The organism is Aliivibrio logei (assembly GCF_001691055.1).
Lineage (GTDB): Bacteria > Pseudomonadota > Gammaproteobacteria > Enterobacterales > Vibrionaceae > Aliivibrio > Aliivibrio salmonicida.
Map to the genome: position 1 here is coordinate 108,462 of NZ_MAJU01000015.1, position 13,734 is coordinate 122,195.

12 protein-coding genes are annotated in these 13,734 nt (G+C 38.0%); 8 read left to right on the top strand and 4 right to left on the bottom strand.

Annotated elements, in window-relative coordinates:
• Positions 1-45: 45 nt before the first annotated feature.
• From A6E04_RS14670 to A6E04_RS14680, 3 genes are read left to right on the top strand one after another with little or no spacing between them, the layout of a single operon-like run.
• The gene (locus A6E04_RS14670) at positions 46-513 is read left to right on the top strand and encodes a c-type cytochrome (RefSeq protein WP_017020876.1); all 468 of its coding nucleotides are present in this window, start codon (positions 46-48) and stop codon (positions 511-513) included.
• Positions 514-526: 13 nt separating this feature from the next.
• Positions 527-1,168, top strand: a complete 642-nt coding sequence (locus A6E04_RS14675) for a cytochrome b/b6 domain-containing protein (RefSeq protein WP_012551799.1) — start codon at positions 527-529, stop codon at positions 1,166-1,168.
• 18 nt (positions 1,169-1,186) lie between these two features.
• Positions 1,187-2,260: a mechanosensitive ion channel family protein gene (locus tag A6E04_RS14680; RefSeq protein ID WP_012551798.1), complete on the top strand. Its 1,074-nt coding sequence runs from the start codon at positions 1,187-1,189 to the stop codon at positions 2,258-2,260.
• A gap of 91 nt (positions 2,261-2,351) precedes the next feature.
• On the opposite strand, the gene A6E04_RS14685 is transcribed toward A6E04_RS14680, so the two are convergent.
• Both A6E04_RS14685 and A6E04_RS14690 read right to left on the bottom strand, forming a co-directional pair.
• Positions 2,352-3,716 (bottom strand): TrkH family potassium uptake protein, encoded by a 1,365-nt coding sequence (locus A6E04_RS14685; RefSeq protein WP_012551797.1) that lies wholly within the window; start codon positions 3,714-3,716, stop codon positions 2,352-2,354.
• Entirely contained in the window at positions 3,713-4,375 is a 663-nt protein-coding gene (locus A6E04_RS14690; protein WP_012551796.1) for a potassium channel family protein, read from the bottom strand. Before A6E04_RS14690 ends, A6E04_RS14685 begins: the two co-directional genes overlap by 4 nt.
• A 326-nt stretch (positions 4,376-4,701) precedes the next feature.
• Between A6E04_RS14690 and deoD the strand changes: the two genes are divergently transcribed.
• From deoD to A6E04_RS14715, 5 genes are all read left to right on the top strand, one after another.
• A complete protein-coding gene (deoD, locus tag A6E04_RS14695; protein ID WP_017020879.1) occupies positions 4,702-5,412 on the top strand; it encodes a purine-nucleoside phosphorylase in 711 nt (236 codons plus the stop codon).
• A 54-nt stretch (positions 5,413-5,466) separates the two neighbouring features.
• Complete coding sequence (locus tag A6E04_RS14700; RefSeq protein ID WP_012551794.1) at positions 5,467-6,936, top strand: hypothetical protein; 1,470 nt, start codon at positions 5,467-5,469, stop codon at positions 6,934-6,936.
• 8 nt (positions 6,937-6,944) lie between these two features.
• Positions 6,945-7,925 carry a sugar-binding transcriptional regulator gene (locus A6E04_RS14705; protein ID WP_012551793.1) on the top strand — a complete coding sequence of 327 codons (981 nt, stop codon included), beginning with the start codon at positions 6,945-6,947 and terminating at the stop codon, positions 7,923-7,925.
• 131 nt (positions 7,926-8,056) lie between these two features.
• Positions 8,057-9,508 (top strand): tetratricopeptide repeat protein, encoded by a 1,452-nt coding sequence (locus tag A6E04_RS14710; RefSeq protein ID WP_065611705.1) that lies wholly within the window; start codon positions 8,057-8,059, stop codon positions 9,506-9,508.
• Between the two features lie 12 nt (positions 9,509-9,520).
• Positions 9,521-11,107 (top strand): GGDEF domain-containing protein, encoded by a 1,587-nt coding sequence (locus tag A6E04_RS14715; RefSeq protein WP_065611706.1) that lies wholly within the window; start codon positions 9,521-9,523, stop codon positions 11,105-11,107.
• A 79-nt stretch (positions 11,108-11,186) separates the two neighbouring features.
• Here A6E04_RS14715 and A6E04_RS14720 read toward each other — a convergent pair whose 3' ends face one another.
• Positions 11,187-11,378 carry a hypothetical protein gene (locus tag A6E04_RS14720; protein ID WP_012551791.1) on the bottom strand — a complete coding sequence of 64 codons (192 nt, stop codon included), beginning with the start codon at positions 11,376-11,378 and terminating at the stop codon, positions 11,187-11,189.
• Between the two features lie 477 nt (positions 11,379-11,855).
• Positions 11,856-13,595: a bifunctional metallophosphatase/5'-nucleotidase gene (locus A6E04_RS14725; protein WP_065611707.1), complete on the bottom strand. Its 1,740-nt coding sequence runs from the start codon at positions 13,593-13,595 to the stop codon at positions 11,856-11,858.
• Positions 13,596-13,734 lie beyond the last annotated feature (139 nt).

Sequence of the window (13,734 nt, forward strand, 5' to 3'; positions counted from 1 at the left end):
TCATATAATTAAGGCTTAATAATAATGACAAGCCAAGGAAGCCTTATGTTCACAAAAAATAGCTCAATAAAAACACTGATTATTGCCTCAACACTGTTCGCTTCAACCTCTGTCTTAGCACATACTTTTAATGAAGCCGATAAAGCCATTGCTTACCGTCAAGCCGCATTCACTATGATTGCAGGTAATGTCAGTGAAATGGGTGAGATGATCAAAGGAAAGACAGATTGGAGTGACGCGATCTTTTCAAAACGCGCAAATCAATTATCACAGTTAACGTTAATGCCATTAGATGCTTTTTATGTAGAAGGATCTGATAAAGGAAAAACAAACGCATTACCTAAAGTATGGACAAACTTTCCTGATTTTGAATCGCGTTTAGCTCAATTTCAAGAAGATGCCGCCGCTTTAGCAAGTATCTCCGATAAAGGTGATAAAGACGCAATACGCAAAGCGTTTGGCAAAACAGTAAAAAACTGTAAGGCTTGCCACACCGATTATAAAGCAAAGTAATTAAAGGGAATTCATGAAAATCTGGGATAGTTTTATCCGAGTTTATCATTGGAGCCAAGTAGTCTTACTTGGCTCTCTTTGGTATACAGCAGACGAAGGATTAATGGAGTGGCATTTTGCGCTCGCCTATCTTTTAATGGTGTTTTTACTCACTCGTATTGTTTGGGGAATTATTGGCAGTGATACGGCAAAGTTCACTCATTTTATCACCTCGCCCAAGAAAGCGATTACTTATCTAAAAGCAAGAAAAGCATCACATGCGATAGGCCACAACCCTGCTGGTGGCTATATGGTATTAGGTCTATTTTTCTTACTTACATTACAATTAGTGACTGGATTATTTAGCAATGATGACATTCTCTCTGAAGGACCTCTAGCCTCTTTAGTGAGCTATGATACAAGTAGTTTTCTAACTACGATTCATCACCAAAGCTTTGATGTTTTACTTGGTTTCATTGGGCTGCACATTGCCGCTGTATTATTTTATCGTATTAAAGGCATTAATCTAATTTTACCTATGTTTACTGGGTCTGCGGATTTGACCGGAAATGCACCCAAAATGAAACATACCTTAATAGCATGGTTAATTTTTGCGGTAATATTATCATTTGTATACTATTTTTGGGCAAGTGAAGTGCTAAACTACCTTTTTTAATTATTGAGTAGTAAATACATGACTCCTTTCTTAAATTGGTGGAATGCACTTCTGAATTTTCAAGAGAATGATTGGGTACAGAACGTACTCGTCATTACTCTGTTTAGTGCATTTTTATGGGTCGTATGGCGCATTGTAGTCAACCGTCTTCAACATATTACAAAAAAAACCTCATTACCTTGGGATGACGCGGTAATTACAGCGCTCTCCTCCCCAGTTAGTCTGATTATTTGGGTCTGGCCAGCAACTGCCTCGTTTAAAATAATGCTGTCAGGGCATTTAAAGTTAGTACCCGATTGGATCCCCACCCTTCAAGTATTCATTCTGGTTTGGGGTTTTATTTGGACCGCGTTACGTTTAACAACGTTAATTGAAAAGCAAGTTCTCACCAATCAAAAACATGACATTACAACCGTTTTAGCCCTTGGAAAAGTCGTCCGCTTAATCTTTATTTCTCTTGGTTTATTATCATTAATGCAGGGGATTGGACTCAGTTTATCCGGTTTATTAACCTTTGGTGGCGTCGGTGGCTTAGTGGTCGGTTTAGCGGCTAAAGATCTCTTGTCCAACTTTTTTGGTGGAATGATGATCTATTTTGATCGCCCTTTCAAAGTCGGAGATTGGATCCGCTCTCCTGACCGTTCGATTGAAGGAACGGTTGAAACCATCGGTTGGCGTATGACGGTAATACGTACTTTTGATAAACGCCCTCTTTATGTGCCCAACTCCGTATTTAGTAGCATTGTGGTTGAAAACCCATCTCGTATGCTAAATCGAAGAATTAAAGAAGACATTGGTATTCGCTACGATGACATTAGCAATATTGAGCAAATTGTAATCGAAGTAAAAGCAATGCTGGTTAATCATGAAGGCATCGATTCGAATCAGACCTTAATTGTTAACTTCAATGGTTTTGGCCCTTCTTCATTAGATCTATTGGTCTACACTTTTACAAAAACGGTCAATTGGATTGAATACCACCATGTTAAACAAGATGTATTAATCAAAATTGGGGACATTATTGCCCAACACGGTGCAGAGATTGCCTTCCCGACTCAGACTCTAAAAATTGAACAATTACCGGCTAATTAATACTTTCTATTGAAGAAATAAGTCACTAACAAAAAAGGGCATTACACATTTTGTGCAATGCCCTTTTTAATGTGGTATTAATCCGAATTATCTACCCTGTTAATACATTTTCTTCTGGGTATTTCACGCACGAAGATTCCGGTCTAGCTAACATATACGCTAATGTTAATGGCCCAATTCGACCAATAATCATAACAATAACCATAATAAATTTACCCGGTTCAGATAACTCCGCCGTTAAACCCGCCGTTAAGCCTACCGTTGCGAACGCTGAGATAACCTCAAACATGACTTTGTCAAAACCAGCATTTTCTGTCAGCATTAACGAAAACATAGCGATAGAAAGCAGCAATCCACTCACGACAATAATAGCTAACGATTTAGTTACTATTGGCCAGCCTATCGTTCTTTTAAACATCACAACGTTTTTCTTCTGACGTAAAAAAGTCCATGTTGCCACTGCCGCTACTGTCACTGTTGATACTTTTAAGCCCCCCCCTGTCGATGTAGACCCAGCACCAATGAGCATTAATATAATCATAATAAATAACGCAGGTTGGGTGAACTGTGTTAAATCGACACTATTAAAGCCCGCAGTACGTGCACTCGCTGATTGGAAAAAAGCCGCCAACCATTGATCACCCACAGATAACGAAGCCAAGGTATTCGGATTATTATATTCAAGTACATAGAAAAATAACGTACCGATAAGTAACAATGTCGGCGTTGCTATGAGCATGATTTTGGTATGCAATTGCAGTCGACTGAATCCTTTAGAGCCATTTTTAACTAAATCAACAATAACCGTAAACCCAAGACCACCCCCAATAAAGAGGAAAGACAGAGTAAATATAACAAGTGGATCGCTAACATACCCCATTAAGCTGTCTGAAAATAAAGAAAAGCCTGCATTATTAAACGCCGATATGGAGTGAAAAGCGGCATAGAACATACCTTTTGCCAGTCCTAACTCTGGTACCCAACGAAATGAAAGAATAAACATCCCAATTAACTCAGCCGCCAGTGCAAAGTAAATAATATTCTTAATTAATTTGCGTAAGTTTATCTTCTTCTCTTGCCCCAAAGCTTCTTTCGCTAACGCTTGTTGACGTAAACTTAACCTCAAACCAAAAACATACAGCAATACCGCTGACAATGTCATTTGGCCAAGACCACCAATCTGCATTAAAAACATTAAGACCACTTTACCACTGGTCGTGAAATGTGTACCAGTATCAACAACACCCAACCCTGTCACACTGATGGCTGAGGTTGCAGTAAATAAAGCGTCCATAAAGCTTAAGCCTGACACTGAAAATATCGGCAGTGTTAATAGCAAAGCAGAAGGCAACAGAATAGCCAAAAATGAAAAGAGAATGATCCTAGGTTCTGACCACTCTTTTGATTTTTGACTATTCTTTAACGGGAATAGACCACGTTTGGGTAAATAATTCATAATGTTCTGATTTTTTGTGCCAGTTTCACTTCTGGACCAACAATAATAAGAATATCTCCCATTTCTAATTCTTTACTGTATTCAGGCGCTGATATGATTTCAGGTCCGCGCTTAATGGCTAATATCTTCACGTCTGACATTTGACAAAAATCAAGCTGCCCTAACGATTTCCCCATATTTTGGCCACCCACCACAATTTCGGTAATAGCCAGTCCACTGCCTAGAAGATGGAAATCAAATACACGGCGATCGAGCATTTTCCTTGCGACTCGGATACCCATGTCTCTTTCAGGAAGAATAATATGATCAGCGCCGATCTTAGTTAAAATTTTCGCATGAAATTTATCATTCGCTTTCACCCAAACGGTTTTAACACCCGCTTCTTTAAGTACCAATGTGGTTAGGATACTGGCATTGATATCAGAACCAATGGCTACCATTACCATATCGTATTCATCTAATTTTAGCTCAGCAACGGTCTCTTCGCTCGCGCAATTTGCCACCACAGCGGTAGACACAAAATCAGTCGCTTTTTTTACTCGTTCTTCATTAATATCAACGGCTAACACTTGTGAACCATATTGATGTAACTCTTCACAAACTGTTAAACCAAAACGGCCTAAACCAATTACAGCGTATTGTTTATTTTTTGCTTTCATCAATTTACTCACTTTTAATATCATAGATAAACTTGGTACATCATCCTCTTAGAAGACAATAACTTCAATTTAAAATAGAACCACTCAGAATGAAACCAATACTCTGTATTAAAGATAAGAACAGACCAAGCGTTTACGATTGCCTCTTTAGTTTCAACAGATTTCGTTATCAAGGATAAAAATAATGTACATTCTGATAAAAAATGTGACATCAATCTCATGACACCTTAAAATATAGGCCTAAAATAGCGCCATATCGAACAAAAATGTTCAACAAATTTAGTTAAACTTAAATTTTTATATTTTATAGACTGGAGACCTTGATTATGGCTACCCCACATATTAATGCACAAGTTGGTGATTTCGCAGAAACAGTTCTAATGCCAGGAGATCCACTACGAGCTAAATTCATTGCTGAAAACTTCTTAGAAGACGTAACTCAAGTATGTGACGTTCGTAATATGTTCGGTTACACCGGTACTTATAAAGGCAAAAAAGTCTCCGTTATGGGTCACGGCATGGGTATTCCTTCTTGTTGTATCTATGTACACGAACTGATCGCGGAATTTGGTGTTAAAAACATCATTCGCGTTGGCAGCTGTGGCGCAGTACACGATGACGTGAAACTAATGGACGTTGTTATTGGTATGGGTGCTTCTACCGATTCAAAAGTTAACCGTATTCGTTTTAACAACCATGATTTTGCAGCCATTGCTGATTTTGGTTTATTAGAAACGGCGGTTGCTCAAGCTCGTGAACTTAATGTACCAGTAAAAGTAGGTAACGTATTCTCTGCGGATTTATTTTACTCTCCAGAAACGGATCTGTTCGACAAAATGGAAAAATTAGGCATCTTGGGTGTTGATATGGAAGCGGCTGGCATTTATGGTGTGGCAGCGGATCTAGGCGCGAAAGCACTTACTATCCTAACAGTATCTGACCACATAAAACGCGGTGAGAAATTAAGTTCAGAAGATCGTCAAAAATCATTCAATGATATGATGACAGTGGCACTAGAAACCGCCATTAAACTGTAGTCCTATCCTCAACGCCAGAACATTCTGGCGTTTTAAAAACATAAGGGGTGTCTAGTGCCAACTGAAAAACTGCCGTTGGCTGCTAAAGGGTTACAACTCAATTTTTGTAAAACATTGGCGTGTGACAATTTTGGTGATAGCGATGAACAACATTATTTAGTTCAACGCACGAACCCGAAGCGACCTGCATTAGTTTGTCGGAAATGTGGTGCTTTTCCTCCCTTAATCAATAACAATGAAGTATTGAACGAACTTGCACGTCAGCAAAAAGTGCAATGCCATTCTTTACCTGCTTGTAATAATTCCCATTGCTCTCATTTCGGTTTAGATGTTCTTACTCATCGTGAGCTTTATCATGCCTTCGGTTATAGTGGTGATCGTCAACGTTATCGTTGTAAATCTTGCGCTTCTACCTTTGTCGATAAATGGTCTGGTGAAAACCAAAAAAGCCCTATTCAACAAAAGATTTTAGGTTTTTTATTTACTGGGTACTCTGTACGCGAGATTTGCCGTCGTTTACATATAAATCCTAAAACCTTTTATGACCATATTAACCAAATAGCCAGTCGTTGCCGACGTCATATGTCTTTGTTTGATGTCCGTTTACAGCATGACAGAACCCAAATTCAATTAGCATCAAATGCCACCCCACTGCAGCCTCTAAGTAATAATGGGGTTTTCTGGTACTGTACCGCAGAAATGAGTTCAGGTTATCTCATCGCTCAACATATTAACTATTCAGAAAATGACCAACCTGGTAATCAGTTGGATCACGACCCGTTCTTACCCGAAGCACAATATTTATCGAATACCTTTATTGGTGAAGCCAATTCTCAATCAGCTATCGCCACAAACAGTATATTCAGCCGCGTAGACAGCAAATATCAAGAGATATTAGCCCGTGCAAATGTTGAAGATCCTTTAGGTAATTACGTCTCTTTAAATTACCCATCGAAAGGGGCGTTAATACGACCTCCTTATACGTCTTATGCTCATTATTTAGAAATCCAAGACGCTTTTTCACATTGTGATTCTATTGAGATTTATATGCCTCAAGAGCCTATGCTTCGATCGGCAGCAATGTCTGTTTTTCTTGAACGCATTAAAAACAACAATATTGATTTACTGTACGTCACTCAAGACGATGCTTTTCCTATTGAGCAAAGCGGCGAGAAAGTAGATATTCATCTTGTGGGTTGGTGGCGAGATCGCTGGGCTTTTACCGAAGTCTCAGGGCTACATAAAGGGATTTGCCATCTTAATGGCGCAGAGAACAATGAACAATATTGGTTAAAGCGTGCTTCTGCCACTTCAGCCGCTGATTATCAGCAACGTTTTTATAATCAATTTACAAGTTTAGTGAATGAACCGAGACGAAAACTTCGTCCGGCTAGCCTACTTCCTTTATTAGATATCTTTAGAGCATGGCATAATCTGTGTCATCAAGATAAACTAGGTACAACACCAGCACAAAAGTTAGGGTTAATTTCAAAACCCATTACACTTGCTGAATTATTAAGTTAGGAATAACAATGAGCTCGTCACCTTCTCAAGATCACACTGAAAACACCGATATGTTGACAGAAATCGCCATCCTTTATTATCAAGAAGGAGCGACTCAAGAAGAGATCTCGAAAAAATTTGGCTTATCTCGCGCTAAAGTCGGACGCATGCTTAGAAAAGCACGAGAAGAAGGTATTGTCGAAATTACCGTAAAATTTCATCCCGTTTATAGCGCACAGCTAGAACAAAAGTTGGTTGAAAAATTCAACTTAAAACGCGCATTGATTTCATTAGATCAACCCAATACCAGTGAACAACGCAAGCAAGTTGCCGCTCTCGTTAGCTCTTATTTAAACAATAACTTGCAAGATGATATGGCGGTTGCCGTTGGTCAAGGTCAAAACGTTGCTGCTGTCGCTGATCACGCTGGGATTGTCTCCCATCGTAATGCTCGATTCGTATCCGCTATCGGTGGTACACACCGCAGTGGTGATATTATTAACGCTGACCATATTTGTCGACGTTTAGCAAAAAAATACGGCGGAAGCAGTGAAACGCTTTACGCACCTGCGTATGTGAATGACCCGAGCCTTCGTTCTGCTTTTATGGAGCACGCAACAATTAAGGAAACACTGAACCAAGCCAGAAAAGCAGAGTTTGCATTGGTTGGGATCGGTGATATGGATGAAAACAGCCACATGGTTAAACTTGGCTTTTTTACGCCTAAAGAATTTGTAGAAGCGCGTTTAAATGATGGCATTGTGGGTGATATTGGCGGATTTGATTTCTTTAAATTAGATGGCAGTGATGCGGATACGTTAATGCGAGGAAGAGTTATTGGCTTAGAAATGGAAGATCTTCGTCAAATTCCTAACGTAGTCGCAATGGCAAGTGAAAGTCGCAAAGCATTGTCAATCATGGGGGCATTAAGAACAGGTGTTATTGATGTTCTTGCCACAAGCGTTAGTTGCGCGATGGCCCTGCTTAATCTCGCAGAAAATGAACGCTAACTTATACAATATTCTATATGACAAGAGCACCTTAACAACAGTTTATACTTGACTCGCATATCCTTAATATACTTCGTGACATCAATGTAACGAGAGTATTATATTGGTAGTACCAATAAGGAAGGATATTTGTGATTAACTCTAAAGATAAGATAATTACACGGCTTACTGCATTAGAGTTGACCGTAGAAAATGAATCAGAAGCGGCAAAATCAGAAGCTGAACAATTATTAACACTTTGCGAAGACATCAACTTCAAGTACGGCATCGCCTACTCTAAACTCATAATTTCAAATACTTACTGGCATTTAGTCCTTTATTCACAAGGACTAAAAATTGCTAAAGAAGTCCTACAGCTTCATCAAGAATTAGAAGATGATGACCTATTGCCCTCAATATTACACACACTCGCTTTGCATTCTTGGGGAGAAGCCAAACTCTATACAGCTCAGAACTATTGGATTCAAGCGTTAGAGCAAGCCTCTTTATTAGGAAACTATCAAATTGAAATTGAGGCATTAATTGGTCTTGGCAACGTTTGGCGTATGACAAACAATTTAGCACAAGCAAACTCTACCCATTATATTGCTGCTCAACGGGCTAATTTTTATCGTATTCCTCATCTAGAGGCAAAAGCTTATATATTACAGGCATGGGATAACTACTTACTTCACCACCATCAAGAAATGCTGCCCATTCTTCTAAAAGCGGAAGAATTATTAAAAGACAATACGAATCTAACATGGAAAGCGGAAATCTATGACTTTAGAGGGCTGGCATTTTTAGGCCTCAATGATCTAACCTCAGCTCAGCAATGCTGTCTCTATTCAAACCAGCTGGCTAAGCAACATAATTTAATATGGATGAAGGCACATTCAGCAATCTGTTTAGCTCGAATAGAAACGGCAAAAGGTAACTTTACGACGGCGTATGAATTATTAACCAAAGCCGAAATATTATCAGAACAATTCGATAAAGGTGAGTTACGCTCGCAAATATGCCTTGAGCAGTCACGCGTTGCTGAGTTAACCAATGACGATGAGCAAGCACTCTATTCTTATAAACGCTATCGCCAATATGAAATAACACTTTTACAAGAACAATCCAATAATCTCGGACGTGATAAATCCAATACCTCTAAAAAACAGTTAGACATCCGAGCCATAAGATTAATCAATCGAATTAAAGACCAACTTGAATATAATAGTCTTTCTTCACTCACCTACCTAATTCCTGTAGATAAATGGCACCAGAGGCTTCATGACATTAATTCATCACTAATGAGCACTCAATATCATGTTGTTGTGATTACTGATCCATCAAAAGAAAAAATAAGGAATATCACGTTATTAAGTCATCATTATTGTAAATATGGCGATGTTCTAACACGTTTAAATGACACCGAAATTGGGTTATTACTTCACGCAGAAACCAACGTGTGTTTAGAAATAATCCATTCTTTATCTATCAGTTTATCAACCTATCCATGGCATCGATATTCAAACAGCACTTCGGTCCCCGAAGTGAGCTATTTTAATATTATCGAGTATTTATCAGAATCGATGGCACAAGAAGTATTATAATTAAGGGTTCGTATGGATACATTCTTAGATCGTATACAAGAGCAAGGAATTGATCTTTCTGTGCTCTCCCATTCTCAATCATTGGTTCTTTGGTATCACATACTAGAACACATGGCAGAGAGCAATGAGGAAAAAGCCTACGCATTATTTATGTGTTCAGAATATGAAGTAAAAGCGGATCTTACAGAAAAAAGTATCTGCCATTTACAACGAGCATTAACATTATTAGTTCTACCTACTCATATTGATCTTATTTTACAAATTTACTCTTCATTGAGCTATCGTCACATTGATTTTGGTAACTATCAAAACGCCTTATCGACTTTAGATAACCTCTCTAAAATTGCTGTTGAGCATGGGAAAAGCGAATTTTACATCCAATCAATTCTGGGGATTGGTAATCTTTGCTCCATTTACGGCGACCACTTAAAAGCGCTCCGTTACTACCAAAAACTAGAATCTCTCAGTCACATAATAGAAAGCCATAATTTAGCTTTGCGTTATCGCTTATACATGATTGCTTGTCTCCTTGAACTCAACCGACTCTCCAAAGCGAATAAACTGCTTAAAGAGTGCCTCGTCATACAATACCTCGTTGATGATCCTCAATTAGCCCCTCAAGTGGCTTTATATTCAGCAAAATTATTGCGCCTAAAAAATAAGCCTCAACTCGCTTTAGATCAGCTAATCTCTTTTAAAAAAGAATGCAAGTACGCCAAAATCTCTTTTCCTTGGCTAAATAAATTGTTTGCTATCGAAGCCGCTAACTGCCTTATCCAGCTGCAACGAGGGGAAATGGCAGAAGTGATTATCAATCATCAAATTCGAAGAACATCAAAATATTCTAATGGTTATTACATTCGCCAATTGTTAGATATAAAAAGTAACGCCTTGGCTTCATACGGCAATTTTTCTGATGCACTCGCGTGTGAAAAAAAAGCGCAAAAATTAGCCGTCGATATTATTCACTCTTTTCCGATCAATAAACTTGGAGGACATGCTCTCAGACGTTTATTTCATTTAGAATTGCAGCTACGTCTTAGTATTTCAGAATCAGAAAACATTGAATTGAAAAAAGTGTCTGTTCAACAAAAAAATAAGGTCGAGAAATTACAAAAAGACGTACAGCACGATAGCCTCACAAAACTCTATAATCGTCGCTGGTTTGAATCTACGTTTATAAAAAAAATCATTCCGACAATCAAAAATTATCAACTGCTTATTATTGATATTGATGACTTTAAATCCATCAATGATGAATACTCACACCTAACCGGGGATGTCGTATTAAAAAGATTGGGGCGAGTTTTACAGAAAAACTTAGATAATTCACATTATGCTCTTCGATACGGTGGTGAAGAGTTTCTATTGATTATCCCATCAAATGACCTAGAGGTAGGCCGACACATTGCAGAGCAGTGTAGAGAGCTTATCGCCAACGTTAATTGGAAACATATTCTCAATGATAGAAGTATTACGGTAAGTATTGGCCTTGCTATAAATACAAATAGCGAACCTTGTAAATCTACGTTTCTGCGTGCAGATAAGGCATTGTACAAAGCAAAACGTTCAGGTAAAAACAAGGTATGTATTTACTAAAGTAACGACACTCTTTTGCTAATGTAAAAAAACCAGCTCATGGCTGGTTTTTTCTAATAGAGCATTTATTAAAAAGAAACTAACGGCGTAAGCCCATGTCTCTCTGTAAATGCTCAGATAATTCTGATGTATAATGCACTGATGTTACTTGGCCTTTACCAAATAATACATCAATACAATGAGCAATCAGTCCTTTGAAACTTACTGAATAGGCCTTCTTTTCCAAAGAAGAAGTAGCGATGTTATTAACGTTCATTGCTGCTTGTGCCATGATTGCCTCACTTAAAAATAAAAGTCATTTAAATTTTGATGTGGCAATAATAGAACTATATTCTTTGCTCAAAAAATGACATTTTCTTCAAAGTAATATTAGTTTTACTAATGCAAACATTACATTAATACCTATTCACATTAAACGCTTAAAATAAGAACTAAAATCAAATAAAGTGAATAAAAATCAAAATAAAAGCCAATTTAAGACTCCGTTTATTCAAAAATTAATTTACCGACATAGTTTGGTTTAAAAGAGTTAAATAAGTAAAATTAATGTTAACAAAAAGCCTTCTACAGAATAGAAGGCTTTTTTATTGTTACTTACCAACCAGAAAATGGCACAAAGTAAACCAGTACTGACCACGCAACAACCCAACCGACTACTAGTAATCTATCAGACCAATTACTATCCATAATATTCCTTTGCTTAAATCTATGAATTAATTCCATATTTATAAAAGCAAATTTTATGCCATTACATCATCGCTTTGTCATTTCTATGGTATTTATTTAAATATTCTTTTGGTTTAGTCAAACTTGAGTAATGTTGCAAATAATCAATAAAACAATCAGCCATAGAATGTTCGGTAATATGCACACCCTTTTCTTTATTTAATAAAGGTTCGTACCCCTCTTTACCCTTTATGGTGTAAGCGGTTGACGTGCCAAAATAAATTTGTTCATCCAATACTGGTTGCCATCCATTCACTTCATGATAAATACTCAATTCAGTAATACGCTTTCCACTAGGCTTACTTGCGTTATAACTGTACTTTAGCTGTGAAACGTAAGGATAACTCCCAGAGCCCGTACCAATAACCCCGTTATCCGTAGCATTATCAATTGCACCCTCAATTGCCGCTTTCAAGTACTTTCCTTTCACACTGTAAATGGCAATCGGTATGGCAAAAGGCAATACATTTCCGGCGATATCCGCGTAAGTAATTGCCCCTTGGTTAAGACCGGCACGAACTCCCCCAGCATTATGCATTGCAAATTGAACTCGGTGATCCACTTGATGCGCTTTAGAGTAGAAAGATTCGACCACCCATGGTGCTATATCACTTTGACCTAGTTCATTAGGTACACGACGGTGAGTTAAATCATCTAGACACTGCCCTATCACTTGGCTAGAAAGACGCTCAACTTCTCCACGATATTTTTCAATTAACAGTGATTCAATACTTTCATCTTTTTGACAAAATTGAGCATGTGAGAAACCTGACAGTGATTGCTTTACATCAGTTAACGCTCTTAACGGTAAGGGGGTCTCGCACGCTTTATCTTGATAGGCGACATCATCTAATAACAGTAGATTATTACCATTGAAATGGATCAATTCCCCACAGTTAGAATACTCAAGGTCACAATAGCCCAACGCTAACGCATGACACCCAGCTTGAACAATATACGTACCATTCACTTTCTCACCATATTGATCTCGAGTCTCGAGCCCAATACTTTCATAGTCACCTTGTAATACATGACTGTGTCCACCAATAATGAGATCAATACCGGATATTATCTCCGCCAATGCTTTATCGGCTTCATACCCTAAGTGACTCACTATCACCACGTTAGTTATGTTCTTACTTGCCAAATAATCAATCGTATTTTTAGCGACTTCCACAGCATTAACAAACGGAGTGTCTGGATCTGGACTAGCAAGCAGAGACATACGATCTATCGTTAAACCAAAGATGGCAATTGACGTTAAACCCACATGTTTTATCATGTATTCTGCGATTTTTAGTTCCGGATTATATTTTAATATACGCTCACAATACTTTACTCCATGCCCTTTGGTCTCATCTTCTTGGCTAAGATCCCAGTTCCCCATCAGAATAGGGAAATCAGTGTTCGCAATAAATTCACTGACGGGCTGGTTGCCGAGATCAAACTCGTGATTACCTAAAACCATTCCATCAAGCGGTAATTGATTTAATAAATCGGCATTGGCTACCCCTTTATATAAAGAGAAATATAAAGTGCCTTGAAAGCAATCACCAGCATGAAAGAAAGCCGTAGCTGCGCCACATTCTGTTGCTTCTTTTATCAAATGCGATGCTTGATATGATATCCGAGAGAAACCACCACATTTAATATAATACTTTCCATGGTCGGCTGAATTTAATGCAATGACAGACTCATCAAAATAGGAGTGAGTATCATTAATATGCAGTATTCTGATTGTTTGATTGTTTATTGCGCACATTAACTTGATTCCCTAATAATAACGATGTGTTTCAAAAGCATGATACCCCTTAGGCTCTAAACAATTCAATAAGTGTGACTGTCATAGTGCTTTGTTTTTATTACTTGCTATATAGTTATTTATGACAACTCTCTTTAAT